Annotated in this window: 19 protein-coding genes and 1 tRNA gene; 4 read left to right on the forward strand and 16 right to left on the reverse strand. The window is 64.8% G+C overall.

The genetic code is table 11. The features are described from left to right. Positions 1-36: 36 nt before the first annotated feature. The 10 genes from AM586_RS05035 to AM586_RS05080 form a co-directional block, all read right to left on the reverse strand. Positions 37-669, reverse strand: coding sequence for a response regulator transcription factor (locus AM586_RS05035; protein WP_047826401.1), 633 nt, complete (start codon positions 667-669; stop codon positions 37-39). A gap of 171 nt (positions 670-840) precedes the next feature. Then, complete coding sequence (locus AM586_RS05040) at positions 841-1254, reverse strand: MerR family transcriptional regulator (protein WP_047826400.1); 414 nt, start codon at positions 1252-1254, stop codon at positions 841-843. A 19-nt stretch (positions 1255-1273) separates the two neighbouring features. Next, the gene (locus AM586_RS05045; protein ID WP_082439660.1) at positions 1274-1642 is read right to left on the reverse strand and encodes an integration host factor subunit alpha; all 369 of its coding nucleotides are present in this window, start codon (positions 1640-1642) and stop codon (positions 1274-1276) included. A gap of 108 nt (positions 1643-1750) precedes the next feature. Further along, complete coding sequence (gene pheT, locus AM586_RS05050; RefSeq protein WP_047826398.1) at positions 1751-4177, reverse strand: phenylalanine--tRNA ligase subunit beta; 2427 nt, start codon at positions 4175-4177, stop codon at positions 1751-1753. A 160-nt stretch (positions 4178-4337) separates the two neighbouring features. Then, entirely contained in the window at positions 4338-5366 is a 1029-nt protein-coding gene (gene pheS / locus AM586_RS05055) for a phenylalanine--tRNA ligase subunit alpha (protein ID WP_047826397.1), read from the reverse strand. Between the two features lie 140 nt (positions 5367-5506). Continuing rightward, entirely contained in the window at positions 5507-5866 is a 360-nt protein-coding gene (gene rplT, locus AM586_RS05060) for a 50S ribosomal protein L20 (protein WP_047826396.1), read from the reverse strand. A 20-nt stretch (positions 5867-5886) separates the two neighbouring features. Beyond that, complete coding sequence (rpmI, locus tag AM586_RS05065; protein ID WP_036228503.1) at positions 5887-6087, reverse strand: 50S ribosomal protein L35; 201 nt, start codon at positions 6085-6087, stop codon at positions 5887-5889. A 343-nt stretch (positions 6088-6430) separates the two neighbouring features. Continuing rightward, positions 6431-6955 (reverse strand): translation initiation factor IF-3, encoded by a 525-nt coding sequence (gene infC, locus AM586_RS05070; RefSeq protein ID WP_082439661.1) that lies wholly within the window; start codon positions 6953-6955, stop codon positions 6431-6433. A gap of 45 nt (positions 6956-7000) precedes the next feature. Then, entirely contained in the window at positions 7001-8911 is a 1911-nt protein-coding gene (gene thrS, locus AM586_RS05075) for a threonine--tRNA ligase (RefSeq protein WP_047826394.1), read from the reverse strand. A 227-nt stretch (positions 8912-9138) separates the two neighbouring features. Beyond that, positions 9139-9215, reverse strand: a tRNA-Val gene (locus tag AM586_RS05080). 125 nt (positions 9216-9340) lie between these two features. On the opposite strand from AM586_RS05080, the gene AM586_RS05085 reads away from it, so the two are divergent. Together AM586_RS05085 and AM586_RS05090 are read left to right on the forward strand one after the other, a co-directional pair. Further along, positions 9341-10255 (forward strand): cation diffusion facilitator family transporter, encoded by a 915-nt coding sequence (locus AM586_RS05085; protein WP_047826393.1) that lies wholly within the window; start codon positions 9341-9343, stop codon positions 10253-10255. Between the two features lie 90 nt (positions 10256-10345). Beyond that, positions 10346-11326 carry an NAD(P)/FAD-dependent oxidoreductase gene (locus tag AM586_RS05090; RefSeq protein WP_047826392.1) on the forward strand — a complete coding sequence of 327 codons (981 nt, stop codon included), beginning with the start codon at positions 10346-10348 and terminating at the stop codon, positions 11324-11326. 7 nt (positions 11327-11333) lie between these two features. Here the strand turns inward: AM586_RS05090 and AM586_RS05095 are convergent, their stop codons facing one another. From AM586_RS05095 to AM586_RS05120, 6 genes are read right to left on the reverse strand one after another with little or no spacing between them, the layout of a single operon-like run. After that, positions 11334-11957: a hypothetical protein gene (locus AM586_RS05095; RefSeq protein WP_047826391.1), complete on the reverse strand. Its 624-nt coding sequence runs from the start codon at positions 11955-11957 to the stop codon at positions 11334-11336. Then, positions 11954-12895, reverse strand: coding sequence for an MlaD family protein (locus AM586_RS05100; RefSeq protein WP_047826390.1), 942 nt, complete (start codon positions 12893-12895; stop codon positions 11954-11956). Before AM586_RS05100 ends, AM586_RS05095 begins: the two co-directional genes overlap by 4 nt. 22 nt (positions 12896-12917) lie before the next feature. Then, positions 12918-13724 carry an ABC transporter permease gene (locus AM586_RS05105; RefSeq protein WP_047826389.1) on the reverse strand — a complete coding sequence of 269 codons (807 nt, stop codon included), beginning with the start codon at positions 13722-13724 and terminating at the stop codon, positions 12918-12920. A 36-nt stretch (positions 13725-13760) separates the two neighbouring features. Continuing rightward, on the reverse strand, positions 13761-16019 hold the full coding sequence (locus tag AM586_RS05110) for a bifunctional (p)ppGpp synthetase/guanosine-3',5'-bis(diphosphate) 3'-pyrophosphohydrolase (RefSeq protein ID WP_047826388.1): 2259 nt from the start codon (positions 16017-16019) through the stop codon (positions 13761-13763). Between the two features lie 20 nt (positions 16020-16039). Then, complete coding sequence (locus AM586_RS05115; protein ID WP_047826387.1) at positions 16040-16390, reverse strand: RidA family protein; 351 nt, start codon at positions 16388-16390, stop codon at positions 16040-16042. Positions 16391-16403: 13 nt separating this feature from the next. Then, the gene (locus AM586_RS05120) at positions 16404-17288 is read right to left on the reverse strand and encodes an alpha/beta fold hydrolase (RefSeq protein ID WP_047826386.1); all 885 of its coding nucleotides are present in this window, start codon (positions 17286-17288) and stop codon (positions 16404-16406) included. 150 nt (positions 17289-17438) lie between these two features. Here AM586_RS05120 and AM586_RS05125 point away from each other — a divergent pair, with 150 nt between their 5' ends. Then, positions 17439-18233 (forward strand): 3-hydroxybutyrate dehydrogenase, encoded by a 795-nt coding sequence (locus AM586_RS05125; RefSeq protein ID WP_047826385.1) that lies wholly within the window; start codon positions 17439-17441, stop codon positions 18231-18233. Between the two features lie 77 nt (positions 18234-18310). Then, positions 18311-18691 (forward strand): hypothetical protein, encoded by a 381-nt coding sequence (locus AM586_RS05130; RefSeq protein ID WP_156328265.1) that lies wholly within the window; start codon positions 18311-18313, stop codon positions 18689-18691.

The following is an 18691-nucleotide window of genomic DNA, read 5'->3' on the forward strand; positions in this document are numbered from 1 at the left end:
ACGCGGCGGGCGCGTCGTCCGGAAGGACTTGATCGCTCAGTCGAGCAGATTGTTCTTCATGGCGTAGTAGGTCAGGTCGCTGTTCGACTGCAGACCCATCTTTTCCATGATGCGGGTGCGATAGGTCGACACGGTCTTGATCGACAGCGACAGGGCGTTGCCGATGTCCGACACGGTCGCGCCCTTGGCCAGGCGCAGGAAGACCTGGAACTCGCGGTCCGACAGCTCCGTGTGCAGGGCCGTGTTGGGGTCGCGGTCGAAGCTCTGGGCCAGCAGTTCGCCGACCTGGGAGCTGACGTAGCGGCGGCCCTGGAACACGGTACGCACGGCGGTCTTGAGCTCGTCGGCGTCGCATTCCTTGTTCAGGTAGCCGTTCGCGCCCATCTTGAACAGGTTGAGCGCATACTGTTGGGCCGGATAACCCGACAGGATCAGCACCGGCAGGTTGGGCTGGCCCTGGCGGATGGTGCGCAGGATATCGATGCCGCTCTGGTCGGGCATTGCGATATCCAATAGCAGCACGTCGCAGATCTCGCGACGTGCGATGTCGAGGGCTTCGCGCCCGGTCGCGCCTTCGGCAACGACTTCGAATTCGCCGGATGACGAAAAAATCTGCTTGAAACCTGCTCGAACTATCTGGTGATCGTCACAAATGGCAACGCGTATCATTGTCTTCCCTTAGATTTTTCCTGAGGCAGGAAAGAGCCGAGGCTGACACCTCACGCCCTGAACCGGCATGCGTTTGAGTCAGCAAAATAAGCAAGTGACATTCTAGCACCTCCTAGGTGCAGAACAACAGGAGCACGAATGCTTGAGCCCGTCTCTCGAACCCTGGCCGGATCAGGCTGTCGGCGATCCGTGTTTCAGGATGGCGAGAATGGCATGCAATTCCTCGCGCAGCAGCTCCGGCGCGATGGTCGGCTGCTGCGGCGCGGGTGGCGCCACTGGCGCTGCTTCGACCTGCTCGACCTGCCCGCCGCGGCCATCGAGGCGGTTGCGGGCGCCGCTGATCGTGAAGCCCTGCTCATACAACAGCTCGCGAATCCGCCGGATCAACAACACTTCGTGGTGCTGGTAATAACGGCGATTTCCACGTCGTTTGACCGGCTTTAGCTGGGTAAATTCCTGCTCCCAGTAACGCAGCACATGCGGCTTGACCCCGCACAATTCGCTGACTTCCCCGATCGTGAAATAGCGCTTGGCCGGAATCGGCGGCAATATAGTCAGTTCCGTCTTGTTGGGTCGGTCGTTCATTGGCTTATTGGTTTGCTACTCAGGCTGCCTGCGCCAGCGAAGCCTCGTCGGAGCTGACCGGATTGGCCTCCTCGACCATGCTCTTGAGCTTCTGGCTTGCGTGAAAGGTCACGACGCGGCGCGCAGTGATGGGGATCTCTTCCCCGGTTTTCGGGTTGCGGCCAGGACGCTGCGGCTTGTCGCGCAACTGGAAGTTGCCGAAGCCGGACAGCTTCACCGCCTCGCCGCGCTCGAGCGCATTGCGGATCTCGTCGAAGAAAGTCTCGACCATATCCTTGGCTTCGCGCTTGTTCAGGCCGACCTGCTCGAACAGCAGCTCGGCCAGCTCCGCCTTGGTCAGGGTCGGCAACTCCTTTTCGGCTGCCTGCCGTACCCGGTGGGCGGCCAGCGCTTCCTCGAGTACGACGGAGTCTAAGTCGTTGTTGTTAATTTTGAAGCCCTCAAGTTCTGGATGGGAACCCGGCCCCGGGTTCCCGTTAGGCGTGTCGCCCTTTTATCAGGCGCGCAGTCTGGCGCCGTGTTGTTGTGCCGCTGCCGTTGCCAAGGCAGCCATGATGGCCTCGACGGCATCGTCCTGCAGCGTCGATTGAGTATCTTGCAAGCTAAAGCGGAAAGCAAGACTTTTTTCATCCTGCTCCAAACCTTTGCCGCGATATTCATCAAATAAAACAACGGCTTGCACGAGTTTACCATGCGCGTTCGACGCCAGCTCGGCCTTGAATGCATCGAGCAGCGCCTGGGCCGGAACGTCCTGCTTGACGACCAGCGCGAGGTCGCGGGTGGCGCCCGGGAACTTCGAGATCTCGACATAGCTCGGCACGATGCGCTCGCGCAGGGCCTCGGCATCCACCTCGAACAGCACCGGCGCCTGCGGCAGGTCGTACTTCTGCAGCCAGCGCGGATGCAGCTCGCCGACGAAGCCGATCACGCGGCCGTCCAGCTCGACCTGGGCCGAGCGGCCCGGGTGCAGGGCCGGATGCTCGAGTTTGCTGAAGCGCAGGCTGCGCGGCGCGAACAGCGCTTCCAGGTCGCCCTTGACGTCGAAGTAGTCGACCGCGCGGGTCGGCATGTCCCACTGCTCGTCGAAAGCCGGGCCGTAGGCCATGGCGGCGACGCGCTTGGGCTGGTCGAAACCGGCGATCGCCAGCGGGCCGTCCTTGGCTTCCGGATTGCGGTGGAACACGGCGCCCACTTCGAACACGCGCACGCGGCCGGCCTTGCGGTTGAGGTTGTAGCGCACATTGGCGATCAGGCTGCCGATCAGGTTCGAGCGCATCACGCTCATCTGGCTGGCGATCGGGTTCTGCAGGCGGATCGGATCCCGGTTGCCGGCAAAGTCGGCTTCCCACTGGCTTTCCACGAAGCTCATGTTGACGACTTCCTGGTAGCCGAGGTCGGCCAGCTGGTGGCGGATCGCAAACAGCGAACGGGTGTTTTCCGGCTCGATCAGCATGGCGGACGGCGCGCTAGGGGGCAGCGCCGGGATGTTCTCGAAGCCGTACACGCGCGCGATTTCCTCGATCAGGTCTTCCTCGATCTCGATGTCGAAACGGTAGGACGGCGCGGTGACGGTGAAGCGGCCCGGCTCGCGCTCGAACGGCAGGCCCAGGCGGGTGAAGATGTCGGCGACGGTGTCGTCGTCGATCGCCACGCCGATCACTTTCTGGGCGCGCGCGGTGCGCAGCATGACCGGCTGGCGCTGCGGCAGGTTGACGATCTGGTCGTCGACCGGACCGACCCTGGTCTCGGGCGTGCCGCAGATCTCGTTGATCAGCGAAGTGATGCGCTCGATGCGCTCGACGGTGGCGGCGTAGTCGACGCCGCGCTCGAAGCGGTGCGCCGCATCGGTCGAGAAGTTGAAGCGGCGCGCGCGGCCCTGGATGGCGCCCGGCCACCAGAAGGCGGCTTCCAGGTAGATATCGGTCGTGTCGAGCGTCACGGCGGTCGAGTCGCCGCCCATGATGCCGGCCAGCGATTCGATTTCCTTGTCGTCGGCGATCACGCCGACCCATTCGTCGACCTCGACGGTATTGCCGTTCAGGAGCTTGAGCGATTCGCCCTTCTTGCCCCAGCGTACGTCGATGCTGCCGTGGATCCTGGCCAGGTCGAACACGTGCGAAGGCTGGCCGGTTTCCAGCATCACGTAGTTGGAGATGTCGACCAGGGCCGACACCGAGCGCTGGCCGCTGCGTTCCAGGCGGCGCTTCATCCACTCGGGGGTGGCGGCGCGCGCGTTCAGGCCACGGATCACGCGGCCGGTAAAGCGGCCGCACAGGTCCGGCGCCGAGACTTTCACCGGCAGGATCTCGTCGCTGCTCACCGGCACGATGCGTGCGGCCGGGAAGCTCAGCGGCGAGCCGGTCAGGGCCGACACTTCGCGCGCCACGCCCAGCACCGACAGGCAGTCCGCCTTGTTCGGGGTCAGCTTGATGGTGAACTTCTGGTCATTCAGGCCCAGGTAGTCGCGGATGTTCTGGCCGACCGGCGCATCGGCCGGCAGTTCCATCAGGCCGCTGCTCTCTTCCGAGATCTTCAGTTCCTTGGCCGAGCACATCATGCCCTGCGACTCGACCCCGCGCAGCTTGCCGACCTTGATTTCGAAGGGCTTGCCGTCGGCGCCCGGCGGCAGCACGGCGCCGGCCTTGGCGCAGATCGCCTTCATGCCCGCGCGCACGTTGGGCGCGCCGCAGACGATGTTCAGCAGCGTACCGCTACCCACGTCGACCTGGCAGACGTTCAGGCGGTCGGCGTTCGGGTGCTTGGCCACTTCCTTGACTTCGGCCACCACCACGTTCGAGAACGGCGGCGCGACCGCCTCGACCTCTTCGACCTCGAGGCCGGACATCGTGAGCAGGTGGGAGAGTTCGTCCGAAGTCATCTTCGGATCGACCATGGAACGGAGCCAGCTTTCAGAGAATTGCATATCAGTTTGCCTTTTGGCTGATCTTTAGTTTTCGCGTCAAATGGTCTCAGAAACCGTAGCGAGCGCGCTCAGTTCCGTGGGAGAAGCGCAGCCGTACTCAAGTACGGCGAGCATCGCAGCACGGAAATGTGCCCGCGCAGTAGGTTTATGAGCCCATTTTTTAGTTGAACTGTTTCAGGAAGCGGAGATCGCCTTCGTAGAAGAGACGCAGGTCGTTGATCCCATAGCGCAGCATCGTCAGGCGCTCGAGGCCGGAGCCGAACGCGAAGCCGACGTACTTTTCCGGATCCAGGCCGAAATTGCGCACGACGATAGGGTGGACCTGGCCGGCGCCCGAGACTTCCAGCCAGCGGCCCTTCAGCGGACCGGAGCCGAAGGCGATGTCGATCTCGGCCGAAGGTTCGGTGAAGGGGAAGTAGGACGGACGGAAGCGCACCTGCAGGTCGTCGGTCTCGAAGAAGGCCTTCACGAAGTTCAGGTACACGCCCTTGAGGTCCGCAAAGCTGATGTTTTCGCCGATCCACAAGCCTTCGACCTGGTGGAACATCGGCGAGTGGGTGGCGTCGCTGTCGACGCGGTAGGTGCGGCCCGGCGCGATCACCTTGATCGGCGGCGTGTGGGTGCGGGCATAACGCACCTGCATCGGGCTGGTGTGGGTGCGCAGCAGCAGCGGCTTGCCGGTGCTGTCCTGGCCTTCAATATAGAAGGTGTCCTGCATCGAACGCGCCGGGTGGTTTTCCGGGCTGTTCAGCGCCGTGAAGTTGGTCCAGTCGGTCTCGATTTCCGGGCCGTCGGCGACGTCGAAACCGATCGAGCGGAAGATCTGTTCGACCCGTTCCCAGGTCCGCATGACCGGGTGGATGCCGCCCGGCGAGCGGCCGCGGCCCGGCAGGGTGACGTCGATGCTCTCGGCGTTCAGGCGCGCCATCAGCTGGGCATTCGCCAGGTCCTCGCGGCGGGCCGTCAACGCCTGTTCGATTTTTTCTTTGGCGGCGTTGATCAGGGCGCCCTGGGCCTTGCGCTGTTCCGGGTCGAGCTTGCCGAGGCCCTTCATCAGTTCGGTCACCTGGCCGGTCTTGCCCAGGTATTTCGCTTTTGCGTTTTCCAGCGCGGCAGCGTCTTGTGCGGCACCAAAGTCACTTTGAGCCGAGACGACGAGTTCTTCCAGCGCGACGTTTGCGAGATCCATGCGTATTCTTTTCCTGTTTTTGGATGGCGGGGAACGCCAGAATCAAAAACGGGGCATCGGTCCTTCAACCTTTGCCCCGTCCTTTATGCGCTCTTCGGCTATTCACCGTCGAGCGCGTACTTCTGTTTGCTGTGCCGAGATCAGGCAGCCAGCTTGGTCTTGACGGTGTTCACGATAGCGGCAAATGCCGGCTTGTCGTTCACAGCCATGTCGGCCAGGACTTTACGGTCCAGTTCAATCGCGGCTTTCTTCAGGCCGTTCATGAATGCGCTGTAGGTCATGCCGTGCGAACGCGAAGCCGCGTTGATACGGGTGATCCACAGTGCGCGGAAGACGCGCTTCTTGTTGCGGCGGTCGCGGTATGCGTACTGGCCAGCGCGCATGACTGCTTGCTTGGCAATACGGAATACTTTGCTGCGGCGGCCACGATAGCCTTTGGCAAGCTCAAGAACCTTCTTATGACGGGCACGTGCAGTAACCCCACGTTTTACTCGAGGCATATTAGCTCCTTAGTGTGAGATTAAACAGCAGACGGCATCATGCGGTAGACGCTCTGGACGTCCGACGCATTGATGTTGCGGGTGCCACGCAGTTGGCGCTTGTTCTTGGTGGTCTTCTTGGTCAGGATGTGACGCTTGAACGCCATACCCGATTTAACGGTACCACCCGGGCGCACGCGAAAACGCTTTTTCGCGGAGCTTTTGGTTTTCATTTTCGGCATAGTCTTCTGCCCTCTTAGAGGCAGCCTCATATGTAACAGGATTGCAGGTGGCAGCAACGCTGCTCTTGGATGCCTGCTTTCACTTGTTTCTGCAGCAGAAGCGAGTCCACTACAGTATTGCATTCCCGCATCTAGCAATACGGGAACCGCAGATTCTAGCACAGGATCAGGCCTTGGTGGGCATGCGATCGCCACCCACCGACAATTCGTAGGGCGGGCGCCACGCGCCGCGCGCGGATGGCCAAACAGAATGGGCCACGCCCGGACCGCAGGCGCACCTGGGTCCGGGCATGGCCCGGCTTGACTGCCACAGCGAGAAAAAGCCCGTGAAGCTGGAGAAGAATTACTTCTTCTTCTTCGGCGCCACGACCATGATCATCTGGCGGCCTTCCATCTTCGGGAACTGCTCGACCTGGCCATAGGGCTCGAGGTCGCCGCGCAGGCGTTCCAGCATGCGCGCACCGATATCCTGGTGGGCCATCTCACGGCCGCGGAAGCGCAGCGTGATCTTGGTCTTGTCGCCCTCTTCCAGGAATTTGACCAGGTTACGCAGCTTGATGGTGTAGTCACCCTCGTCCGTACCCGGGCGGAATTTGACTTCCTTGACCTGGATGATCTTCTGCTTCAGCTTCGCTTCGTGCGCTTTCTTCTGCTCCGAGTACTTGAACTTGCCGTAGTCCATCAGGCGGCAGACGGGCGGAACCGCGTTTGGCGCGATCTCCACCAGGTCCACGTTCGCTTCCTCGGCCATACGGAATGCGTCAGCCAGGCTTACGATGCCCAGCGGCTCATTTTCTACGCCATTCAGACGCATTTCCGGATAGGTGATTTCGCCATTGATGCGATGCGACGACTTGTCAGTAGCTATGGTGTTTCCTTTTAAAGTTAAATAGTTTGGACCGTCTCAAGGCGTTTATTTCGCCTTGGTTGCCACCTCGCCAAGGAGGCGTTCCAGCAGCGCATCGACGGACATGACGCCCAGGTCGACATTGCCGCGCGCGCGAACGGCCACAGTGTTGGCATCCCGCTCTTTATCGCCGACAACTAAGATGTACGGCAGTTTTTGGACGGAATGCTCCCGGATTTTATAGGTAATCTTCTCGTTCCGCAAATCAGCGTGAACGCGCAGGCCGGCAGCCTTCAGGCGGGCCTCCACTTCTTTCACATAGGAAGCTTGCGCATCAGAAATGTTCAGAATCGCAACCTGGACCGGCGCCAGCCACAGCGGCAGGGCGCCGGCATAGTTCTCGATCAGGATGCCGATGAAGCGCTCCATCGAGCCCACGATGGCGCGGTGCAGCATCACCGGGACCTTGCGGGTATTGTCTTCTGCGACATATTCCGCGCCAAGGCGGCCCGGCATCGAGAAGTCGACCTGCATGGTGCCGACCTGCCACGGGCGTCCGAGGCTGTCCTTCAGGTGGTACTCGATCTTCGGGCCGTAGAAGGCGCCCTCGCCCGGCAGCTCGGTCCACTCCACGCCGCAGCCGCGCAGGGCCGAGCGCAGTGCCTCCTCGGCCTGGTCCCAGACTTCGTCGGAGCCGATGCGGTTTTCCGGGCGCAGGGCGATCTTGACGTCGATGTTCGCGAAGCCGAAGTCCTCGTACACCTTCATCGCCTGGGCGTGGAAGGCCACCACTTCCGGCGCGATCTGCTCTTCGGTGCAGAACACGTGGCCGTCGTCCTGGGTGAAGCCGCGCACGCGCATCAGGCCATGCAGCGCGCCCGAGGACTCGTTGCGGTGGCACTGGCCGAATTCGCCGTAGCGCAGCGGCAGGTCGCGGTAGGAGCGCAGGCCGGCGTTGTAGATCTGCACGTGGCCCGGGCAGTTCATCGGCTTCAGCGCATAGGTGCGGTTTTCCGACTCGGTCGTGAACATGTTTTCACGATAATTGTCCCAGTGGCCGGTCTTCTGCCACAGGGTTACGTCGATGATCTGCGGCGCCTTGACTTCGTTGTAGCCGGTGGCCTGGTAGGTCTTGCGCATGTACTGCTCGACCTGCTGCCAGATGGTCCAGCCCTTCGGGTGCCAGAAGATCAGGCCCGGGGCCTCGTCCTGGAAGTGGAACAGGTCCAGTTGCTTGCCCAGTTTCCTGTGGTCGCGCTTCTCGGCCTCTTCCAGCATGTGCAGGTACTGCTCCTGCTCTTCCTTCTTGGCCCAGGCGGTGCCGTAGACGCGCTGCAGCATCTCGTTCTTGGAGTCGCCGCGCCAGTAGGCGCCTGCCAGCTTCATCAGCTTGAACACTTTCAGCTTGCCGGTCGACGGCACGTGCGGGCCACGGCACAGGTCGGTGAAGCCGCCTTCCGAATACAGCGACACGTCTTCGTTCGCCGGGATCGACGCGATGATCTCGGCCTTGTAGTTCTCGCCGATCGATTTGAAGTAGGCGACCGCCTCGTCGCGCGGCAGGACCTTGCGGGTCACCGGCTCATCCTTCTTGGCCAGCTCGGCCATTTTCTTTTCGATCGCGGCCAGGTCGTCCGGGGTGAACGGGCGCTTGTAGGAGAAGTCGTAGTAGAAACCGTTGTCGATCACCGGGCCGATGGTGACCTGGGCTTCCGGAAACAGTTCCTTGACCGCGTACGCCAGCAGGTGGGCGGTCGAGTGACGGATCACGTCCAGGCCTTCGGGATCCTTGTCGGTGACGATCGCCAGGTCGGCGTCGGATTCGATCAGGAAGGAGGTATCGACCACCTTGCCGTTGACCTTGCCGGCCAGGGCAGCCTTGGCCAGGCTGGGAGCGATATTCTGCGCCACCTGGGCCACGGTCACGGGGCCTTCGAATTGACGGTTGGAGCCGTCCGGAAGTCGCACATTCAGCATCTTGATCTCCTGTTCGGCGCCGGTCGCGCCCGCAAAGATTGGTAAATTTGAAATTGAAAAATTTTGGACGAAAAAAAACGCGCACCAGGCGCGTTTCTTTTAGTGTCGTAGAGCTTTTAAAAAGGCAAAAGCACACCAAACCGCGTCTAGCGATTCCCCCACAACCAGGTTGTAGTTCGCGGTGTCATAACCGTTGCTGCCTTTCTCGCTCTTACTGAAGAGTATTCTGGTGGGCGGTGCAGAATTCGAATCTGCGACCCCTTGGATGTCGACCAAGTATTCTAACCAGCTGAACTAACCGCCCGTGTCCGACCATTATAGGGCCTCGGCCGCAGTTGTGCAAGGCAGCACGGAATTCGCACGCAAATGGTGGGCATGGCGTGCACGCCCTACTATACTCCCGGCTGTTCCCATCGATGCGTCTTTACCATGTCCGACCACTCCATCTCGTCCGCCCACCTGCACGCCCACCTCGACGGCGACGCCCGCCACGCCCACGTCATCGAAGGCCGCAGCCAGGCTGCGATGGGGCTGGCGCTGGGCCTGACCCTGCTGTTCGCCGTGATCGAAGCCGTCACCGGCTGGTTCTCGAACTCGCTGGCCCTGATCTCGGACGCCGGCCACATGGTCACCGACGCCGCCGCCCTCGGCCTGGCGCTGATGGCCCAGCTGATCGCGCGGCGCCCGCCGTCGGCGCGCCACTCCTTCGGCTTCGTGCGCGCGGAGGCGCTGGCGGCCTTCGTGAACAGCCTGGCGATGCTGCTGCTGGTGGCCTGGATCGTCTACGAGGCCTCGCAGCGCCTGGTCAAGCCCGAGGCCGTGCAGGGCGGCACCGTCTTCGTGGTCGCCGCGATCGGCGCCTGCATCAACATCCTGGTGGCCTGGGTGCTGTCGCGCGGCGAGCAGAGCATCAACACCCGCGCCGCCCTGGTGAATGTGCTGGGCGACCTGCTCGGCTCGGTGGCCGCGATCGCCGCCGGCGCCATCATCCATTTCACGGGCTGGGTGCGGATCGACCCGATCCTGTCGATCTTCGTGTCGCTGCTGATCCTGAAGTCCACCGTCGACGTGCTGCGCGAGTCCTACCATTTCCTGATGGAGGGCGTGCCGCAGCAGATCGACTACCTGGGCGTCGGCGCCGACCTGGCCGCCGTGCCGGGCGTACTGTCGGTGCACGACCTGCACGTGTGGGACATGTCGCCGGGCGAGCCGGCCCTGATCGGCCACCTCGAGATCGCCGACCTGAACGCCTGGCCGGAAGTGATGCGCGCCGTGAAGGAAATGCTGCTCGACAAGCACGGCATCGATCACATCACGCTGCAGCCGGAAGTCCACGAGAACTAAGGTCTTCCGAGTGCTTGTCAGCGGCCTCCGACCCCGCTCCGGCGCGCGCGCCGATAGGCCGCCCGTGCCGGGCATGTCGATAATCGGGACATGCCTACCCAAGATCAAGTCTACGACACCCTCATCGTCGGCGGCGGCCCCGCCGGCCTGACTGCCGCCATCTACCTGCGCCGCTTCACCCGCTCGGTCGCCCTGGTCGACAAGGGCAACAGCCGGCTGCGCCTGATTCCCGTTTCGCACAACTACCCGGGTTTTCCGGAAGGCGTGCCGGGCCACGTCCTGCTCGGCAACCTGACGGTGCAGCTGGAACGCTACGGCGGTACGGTGATGCCCGGCGAAATCGTCGACTTGCGCATCGAGGACGGCCTGTTCGTCGCCGATTACGCGGCCGCGGACGCGCCGGAAGGAGAGTGCACGCAGTTGCGCGCCCACACCGTGCTGCTGGCCACCGGCGTGGCCGATGCCGGCCTGCCGATCGAGAACTGGCGCGAGGCGATCGCCTTCGGCTCGGTGCGCCTGTGCCCCGTGTGCGACGGCTTCGACGTGATGGACAAGCGCATCGCCGTCGCCACCGCCGACACCAACCCGGTCGGCCACGCGCTGTTCATGCGCACCTTCAGCAGCGACGTCACGCTGTTCGAGCGCGGCTCGCCCACGATGCTGGACGACGCGGACCGGCGCCGCCTGGAGGCCGCCGGCGTGCGCCTGGTGGAGTCGCCGCTGTGCTCCGTGACCATGGACGCGGCGATGAAGCCGGTGATGCACACCGAGGATGGCGAGAACTATTCGGCCGACGTGTTCTACCCGATGCTGGGCGAGCAGGCGCGCTCCGGCCTGGCCACGAAGCTGGGCGCCCGTACCGCCCAGTGCGACGAGCTGGTGGTGGACGAGCACTACGCCACCTCGGTGCCCGGGCTGTACGCGATCGGCGACGTGGTCGTCGGCCTGAACCAGATCGCGGTGGCGACCGGCGGCGCCGCGCGGGCGGCGGTGCACATCCACAACCGGCTGCCGCCGGCATTGCGGCAGGCGCCGGCGCGGCCTGCGCAGGCGGGGTGGTCGGCGACCTGAACCCGCCCTACTCCGACGCCAGCGCGATCCGTCGACGGATCTGCTGCACGGCCGCGCTGTCGCCGGCTGCCTGCGCGCGCTGTTCCTGCACGCCCAGCCAGGCCAGCAGCGGCCGCCGCCAGCCCTGGCTGGAGGCCGTGTCGACGGCGTTACCGATATCGGGCGGCGTGATCCGGCCCGCCTTCATCAGGGCGCCGGCCGCCACCAGGCGCGCCAGCGGATCCTGGACCCCGGCCAGGGTGCCGCCGCCGACCACGCCGCGGTGCTGCTCGGGCAGCAGGCTGGCGTCCAGGCCCTGCCACTGGCCGGACAGGTAAGCCGCGTAGACCTGCTGGGCCGGCGTGGCGTCGCCGGCCAGCGCGGCATAGCCGGGGCAATCGTAGACGAGGGACGCGACGCGCGCGGCGCAGCGCGCCAGCTCGGCCTGGGCCACGCGGTCGAAACGGCCGGTGCTGGCGGTCTCGCGGCGCGCGCGCGCGAACTCGGCGTCGGCGGCCAGGGTGTCGCCGTCCAGCCAGGCGCTCGTGAAGCCGTCCAGGGCGCTCTTCGCATTCGGCTGCCAGGCGGGCGGCTGGGGTTTGCTGGCGCAGCCGGCCAGGATCATCGCAAACAGCAAGACGCTCTTTTTCATGGCAGCTTGATCTCCTCGTCGCGCTTGAACGGCCACTTGCGGTTGATCTCGTCGACCAGGCGGTTCACCTTGCGCAGGCTGGCGTCGACCTCGCCGCGCAGGCGTCCCAGGTCCTGGGTCGCGACCTTGGCGTTGGCGCCGACGGCCTGGGCTTCGACCAGCACCGCATCGACCTTCTGCAGCGTCGCGCGGGCGTCGCCCAGCACGCCGTTCAGTTGCCGGACCGCGGCCTGGGTGTCGTCCATCACGCCGTTCTTGCCGAACACGCGCTGGTCGGTCTTGGCCAGCAGGCCGTCCACGCGCTGCAGGGTCTGCAGCAGCTTGCGCGCTTCTTCGTCGCCGCCCAGGGCAGTGCCCAGCACGCCGTATTTGCCGGTCAGGCGGCCGCTGAGGGTCTCGACGTTGGTGAGCGTGTTGCCGATCGCGGAATCGGGACGCGTCATGTTCTCGAGGTTTTCGAGCAGGGTGCGCGCGGTCGACAGCAGGCGCGGGATCTCGGCGGCGGCATCGCCGCGCAGCACCGGGCGCTGCGCATTGTCCGGCAGCGGCGGATCGGTGAGGATGCCGCTGTAGGCGCGCAGCCGGGTCTGTCCCACCACGCTGCTCTCGAGCGTGAAGACGCTGGTGGTGCGCAGCCATTTGGCGTCGTGCTTCGGGATGTCGACCACGATATTGACCTTGCCGTCCTGGCCGAGATCGACCTGCCGCACGCGCCCGATCGGAAAGCCGGCGAAGCTCATGTCCATGCCGGGGATGACGCCTTCGGAGTTGTCGGTCACCAGCACCAGGCGCTGGGTCTTCTCGAACACGCCGCGCGCATACATCACGTAGAGGAAGAAGGCGACGATCAGGGCGCCGATCACGACCAGCAGGATCAGCGCCTTCGCTTCGACGTGTTTCGGCTCATCGGGTAAGTTAGCAGGAAAGGTGTCCGCCATGCGCAGTCCTCAATCAGGTGGTTCAGATGTATTTGACAGCCAGCGAACTGGCCTCGATCATCAGCAGCACGAACAGCAGGCGCAGCGCGCCCGGCTGCACGTTCGAGCGGTGCCGGCGGCGGTGGCGCAGCATGTCCAAGATCGCGGCGCTCGGGATCACCGCGACGGCCAGTCCGAACAGCACGGTCTTGAAGACGAAGCCCAGGGTCACGGTCGGATCGAACACGCGTCCCACCGTGCGGGTGTAGTCGCCCAGGCCCCAGGGCGAGATCCCGTACACGTTCAGGTAGGCCAGCACCAGCACGATCACGCTGCTGACCATGGCCAGGCTCAGCACCGAAAAGGCATTCGCGATCACCTGCGGCACCAGGTCGCGGCGCACGCGGCGCAGGGTGGCCTCGGCGGCGTCGCCGGGCGCCACGCCGCGCGCCGCCAGGCCCATGGCGCCGGCGTCGAAGGCCATGCCGGCGCGCAGCGCCGCGAACATCGCCGCCGACAAGGGAATCAGCTCCAGCACCAGCACCCGCACCATCATCTCCAGCGCGAAGCCCGACAGGCCGTAGCTCTGCGCCGTCACCAGCACGATGCGGATGATGACCAGGCTGACCAGGGCCGTCAGCAGCGTGAACCAGGGCAGCACCGCCCAGGTGCTGGCGTAGATATAGGCCGAGGTGGTCAGCCGGTTGGCGCGGTGCCAGGTCGAGGGCGACATCGCCATCACCAGCGCCACGGCGCCGAGATGCAGCATGGCCCACCAGCTTCCCAGGTAGCGCCCGATGCGGGCGCCCCAGTCGCGCGGCTTGATATAGATGAGCGAAGAGATCGGCATATTTACATATTGTAGGGTGGGCACGTGGCGCCCACCTTACGTCCGCCGCGCCTGCTGCACGCCCGACACCTCGCCGATCGCCGCCAGCGCCTTCTGCAACTGCCCGGTCGCCCCGATCTCGGCGGTGAAGACCATGCGCGCGAAGCCCTTGGCGCTTTGCGTGTTCACGCCGATCACGTTGATCTTCTCGCGCGCCAGCACCTCGGAGATGTCGCGCAGCAGGCCCTGGCGGTCGGAGGCCAGGATGAAGATGTCGATCGGGTAGACCGTGTCCCTGTCGGCGCGGCCCCATTCGGTCTCGATCACGCGTTCCGGCGCCTTGGCCGCCATCTCGCCGAAGTTCTTGCAACTGGCGCGGTGGATCGACACGCCCTTGCCGCGCGTGACGAAGCCGACGATCGGGTCCGGCGGCGCCGGCTTGCAGCACTTGGCCAGCATGGTCAGCATGCCTTCGGTGCCGACCACCAGCACGCCGGACTTGGCGCCCTGCTCCACGCTGGAGGCGCGGCTCTTGTTGACGACGGCCGTGTCTTCCTGCGGCGGCGGGGTATCGCCCGGATCGTGCAGGGCCGCCTCGACGTGGCGCAGGCTGAACTTCTCCTTGCCCACCGCGATGAACAGGTCGTCCACTTTCGCGAAGCCGAGTTTATGGGCCAGCAGCTCCAGGTTGACCGCGGTCTTGCCCTCGCGCTGCAGCGACTTCTCGACCAGCGCGCGCCCGTGCGCCAGGGTCTCGGCCAGTTCCTGGGCGTGGAACCAGGCGCGGATCTTGGCGCGGGTCCGGCTCGACACCGTGTAGCCGGGGCTGAGCCAGTCGCGCGAGGGACCGGCGCTGCCGGCCGGCCCTTTCGCCGTGATGATCTCGCAGGTCTGGCCGTTCTTCAGCGGGGTATTCAGCGGCACCATCACGCCGTCGATCTTGGCGCCGCGGCAGCGCTGGCCAACCTCGCTGTGCAGGTGGTAGGCGAAGTCGATCGGGGTCGCGCCCTGCGGCAGCTCGAGCACGCGCGCCTGCGGCGTCAGCACGAAGATGCGGTCGTCGAGGGTGGTCGATTTCAGCTTTTCGACCCACTCGCGCTGCAGCTCCTCCTGGCCGGCGACGGATTCGGCGACGACGTCGCTCTTCCAGGCCAGCAGCTGGCGCAGCCAGGCGATCTTCTCGTCGTACTGCTGGCTCTTGAAGTTGGAGCCGCCCTCCTCCTTGTAGCGCCAGTGCGCGGCCACGCCGTATTCGGCGAAGTTGTGCATTTCCTGGGTGCGGATCTGCACCTCGAGCGGACGCCCGTCCTCGGCGGTGACGACCGTGTGCAGCGACTGGTAGCCGTTCGGCTTCGGGCGCGAGATATAGTCGTCGAATTCCTTCGGGATCGGGGTCCAGATGTTATGGACCAGGCCCAGCACCGTGTAGCAGGTCTTGGCGTCCGCCACGATGACGCGGAAGGCGCGCACGTCGTACAGTTCGGTGAAATCGAGCTGCTTGCCGCGCATCTTCTTCCAGATGCTGTAGATATGCTTCGGCCGGCCGCTGACCTCGGCCTTGATGCCGGCATTCGCCAGCTCCGCCTGCAAGCGTTCGATCGAGGACTGCACGAAGCTCTCGCGCAGCATGCGCTTCTCTTCGAGCATCTTGGCGATGCGCTTGTAGGTTTCCGGCTCCATCATCCGGAACGACAGGTCTTCCAGCTCCCATTTCAGCTGGAAGATGCCGAGCCGGTTCGCCAGCGGCGCGTACAGGTCCAGCACTTCGCTGCCGTAGTTGCGGGTCAGGTCGTCGAAACGCTTCTGCTCCGCGAAATAGCGCAGCGTCGTGACGCAGGAGGCAAGACGCACCAGCACCACGCGCATGTCGCTGGCCATCGCCAGCAGCATCTTGCGCAGGGTTTCGACCTGGGCCAGCGCCTGCTGGGCCGCGTTCTTGCCGCGCCCGACCGTCAGGTTGGCAGCCGAGTGGCTCGCGGTCAGGTCGCGCAGCCGGATCAGCTGGTGCACGCCGTGCACCATGTCGGCCACCTCCTTGCCGAAGCGCTCTTCCAGCGATTCGGCAATCAGCGGCTCGACCAGGCACAGCTCGAACAGCAGGCCGGCGATACGGGTCTCGGCATCGCTGCGCAGCACGGCGAGCGTGCCCGCCACCCCGAGCGAGAACTCGAAGGCGCTCTGGCCGCTCGATGCGTGACGGTCGCCATAGGCCTCAAGGGCGAAGTCCAGCGCCGCCTGCACCCGCGCGTGGTCTTCCGGCCCGAGGCCGTGGACGAGCTGGGTGGTGGCGTCGCCAAGCGCTGCAATCGATACCATGCGGTGCGTCTTCCTGCGTATTACGCCAGTGCGGCGACGACCACGACCTCGACCAGGCAGGCCGGGTTCGCCAGCTTCGCTTCGACGGTGGCGCGCGGCGGGGTGTGGCCCGGCACGACCCAGGCGTCCCAGACTTCATTCATGCCGGGGAAGTTCGCCATGTCGGAGATGAAGATCTGGCAGCTCAGGATGTTGGCCTTGCTGCTGCCGGCCTCGACCAGCAGGCGGTCGACGTGGCCCAGCACTTCGCGGGTCTGGCCGACGATGTCCTGGGTGGTGTCGTTGGCGATCTGGCCGGCCAGGTAGACGGTGCCGCCATGGACCGCGATTTCGGACAGGCGCTTGCCGACGTGCAGACGTTTGATTTCCATATTGTTTCTATCCCTAGGGTTGGTTGATTAAAAAATCGCGCACGATCGCAATCTGCGATGCGTGCATCAGGGTCGGCGCATGGCCGACCCCGGGTATTTCCGCCAGTTGCGGCTTCGGCCCGCGGCGCGTCATTTCTTCCGCCGTCGCGCGCGACAGCAGGTCGGACTGTTCGCCGCGGATCAGCAGCGTCGGACAGCGGATCGCATCGAAGGCGGCCCACAGCGCGGCCTGGTCCTGTTCGGCGCGCTGGGGCGTGATCGCGGCGAAGGGCTTGGCCAGGCCAAGGTCGTAGTGGCGCACCCAGTCGCCGCCGTCTTCCTGGACCAGCACGTCGCTGGCCAGCTTGCGCCATTCCTCGTCGCTGTGCGGACCGAAGGAGCCCGATACATCCTTCACGAAGCGCGCGCCGGCCTCGAAGTCCGGAAAGCGCACGTCCTGGCCGATGTACTCGCCGATGCGCGCCATCGCGGCCGGGTCCAGCACCGGGCCGATATCGTTCAGCACCAGGCGGCGGATCGGGCTGTCCTCGAAGGACGCCAGGATCATGCCGATCAGGCCGCCCATCGAGGTGCCGACCCAGTGGACGGCCTCGTCTTCGTTATTCGCCGTGACGCGAGCGATCAGGGTCACCATGTCGGCCACGTACTGCGGCACGACGTAATGCGCGGGGTCGCGCAGGCGCCCGGAACGGCCGCGGCCCACCACGTCCGGGCAGACCACGCGGTAATGCCCGCTCAGGTCGCTGGCCAGCGCATCGAAGTCGCCGCCCACGCGGGTCACGCCGTGTACGCACACCAGCACGCGCGGATTGGCGGGGTCGCCCCATTCCTTGTAGGCCATGCGGTGCAGGCCGGCCGGCGAACTGCACTGCACGCTCTTCAGCCTCGCTTCGCCCATGCCTTATCCCCTTCTCACAATCCATGTCTTGAACGCCAGCCAACATTTTAACCGGCGGAGCGATTAGAATTCTACCAAGTCCGGCGGAGTTAGACCGACACAGCTCTCGTGAACGACTCTACGAACACTTTTTCCTGACAAGAGGACCCAATGAAATCCACTATGCTAAGCGGCAAGACCGCACTCGTGACCGGCTCGACTTCGGGCATCGGCCTCGGCATCGCCCGCGCGCTGGCCGAACAGGGTGCGAATATCGTGTTCAACGGCTTCGGCGACGCCCAGCAGATCGAAAAGCTGCACACCGACATCGGCCAGGAATTCGGCGTGCGCACCGCCTACCACAACGCCGACATGTCCAAGCCGGACCAGATCGAAGCCATGATGGCCTTCGCCACCGAAAAATTCGGCGGGGTCGACATCCTCGTCAACAATGCCGGCATCCAGCACGTCGCCAACGTCGACGAATTCCCGACCGAGAAGTGGGACGCCATCATCGCTATCAACCTGACCTCGGCCTTCCACACCTCGCGCCTGGCCCTGCCCGGCATGAAGCAGAAGAACTGGGGCCGCATCATCAACCTGGCCTCGGTACACGGCCTGGTCGGCTCGGCCGGCAAGTCGGCCTATGTGGCCGCCAAGCACGGACTGGTCGGCTTCACCAAGGTCACCGCGCTGGAAAACGCCCATACCGGCGTCACCTGCAATGCGATCTGCCCGGGCTGGGTGCTGACCCCGCTGGTGCAGAAGCAGGTCGACGACCGCGCCGCGCGCGAAAACATTCCCGTCGAGCAGGCCAAGAAAGCCCTGCTGAGCGAGAAGCAGCCGTCCGGCGAGTTCGTCACCCCCGAAGAACTGGGCGCGCTGGCGGTCTTCTTCTGCTCGCCCGCGGGCGACCAGGTGCGCGGCGTGGCCTGGAACATGGACGGCGGCTGGGCCGCGCAATAATCCCCTCCGCCTGCCGGCGGGGAATCGCGATTCATGGCATGCTGGCGATCTTCGCAACACAAGAAAGCAGCAAGACCATGACGCAGCGCCTCGACGAACAGGAATTGCAGGACGCCTGCCTGGACCTGGCCCGGGTCGTGCTGGCCGCCGGCCAGCCCCAGGTATCGAACGACATCCTGGAGACCCTGGCCGACCGCTTCCACCGCGAGGTGGTCGACTTCGCGCCCGGCATCGCGCGCGCGGGCCGCGACCCGAACCTGCTCACGCGCGCCGTCTACTACCTGATCGACGCCCACGCCCTGCCCCTGATGGGCACCGACACGGAATGGTTCCGCCAGGCCCTGGTGTGCCTGGTCGAGCTGGCGGCGCCGGGGATCGCGCTGTCCGACAAGGGCGGCGCCTTCTTGCGCGACGTGCAGCTCGGGATCGAGCAGTCGCTGGGGGATCTGGAGCGTTGA

Source organism: Massilia sp. WG5 (assembly GCF_001412595.2).
In the GTDB taxonomy this organism is placed as follows: Bacteria; Pseudomonadota; Gammaproteobacteria; order Burkholderiales; family Burkholderiaceae_D; genus Telluria.

Coding starts and splice junctions, on each gene's coding strand:
- pheS (WP_047826397.1), bottom strand. CDS start 5,366: ATGGATCTCGCAAACGTCGCGCTGGAAGAACTCGTCGTCTCGGCTCAA.
- AM586_RS05035 (WP_047826401.1), bottom strand. CDS start 669: ATGATACGCGTTGCCATTTGTGACGATCACCAGATAGTTCGAGCAGGT.
- rpmI (WP_036228503.1), bottom strand. CDS start 6,087: ATGCCGAAAATGAAAACCAAAAGCTCCGCGAAAAAGCGTTTTCGCGTG.
- AM586_RS05105 (WP_047826389.1), bottom strand. CDS start 13,724: ATGCCGATCTCTTCGCTCATCTATATCAAGCCGCGCGACTGGGGCGCC.
- AM586_RS05040 (WP_047826400.1), bottom strand. CDS start 1,254: ATGAACGACCGACCCAACAAGACGGAACTGACTATATTGCCGCCGATT.
- AM586_RS05115 (WP_047826387.1), bottom strand. CDS start 16,390: ATGGAAATCAAACGTCTGCACGTCGGCAAGCGCCTGTCCGAAATCGCG.
- pheT (WP_047826398.1), bottom strand. CDS start 4,177: ATGCAATTCTCTGAAAGCTGGCTCCGTTCCATGGTCGATCCGAAGATG.
- AM586_RS05110 (WP_047826388.1), bottom strand. CDS start 16,019: ATGGTATCGATTGCAGCGCTTGGCGACGCCACCACCCAGCTCGTCCAC.
- rplT (WP_047826396.1), bottom strand. CDS start 5,866: ATGCCTCGAGTAAAACGTGGGGTTACTGCACGTGCCCGTCATAAGAAG.
- AM586_RS05125 (WP_047826385.1), top strand. CDS start 17,439: ATGAAATCCACTATGCTAAGCGGCAAGACCGCACTCGTGACCGGCTCG.
- AM586_RS05090 (WP_047826392.1), top strand. CDS start 10,346: ATGCCTACCCAAGATCAAGTCTACGACACCCTCATCGTCGGCGGCGGC.
- AM586_RS05100 (WP_047826390.1), bottom strand. CDS start 12,895: ATGGCGGACACCTTTCCTGCTAACTTACCCGATGAGCCGAAACACGTC.
- AM586_RS05130 (WP_156328265.1), top strand. CDS start 18,311: ATGACGCAGCGCCTCGACGAACAGGAATTGCAGGACGCCTGCCTGGAC.
- AM586_RS05085 (WP_047826393.1), top strand. CDS start 9,341: ATGTCCGACCACTCCATCTCGTCCGCCCACCTGCACGCCCACCTCGAC.
- AM586_RS05120 (WP_047826386.1), bottom strand. CDS start 17,288: ATGGGCGAAGCGAGGCTGAAGAGCGTGCAGTGCAGTTCGCCGGCCGGC.
- thrS (WP_047826394.1), bottom strand. CDS start 8,911: ATGCTGAATGTGCGACTTCCGGACGGCTCCAACCGTCAATTCGAAGGC.
- AM586_RS05095 (WP_047826391.1), bottom strand. CDS start 11,957: ATGAAAAAGAGCGTCTTGCTGTTTGCGATGATCCTGGCCGGCTGCGCC.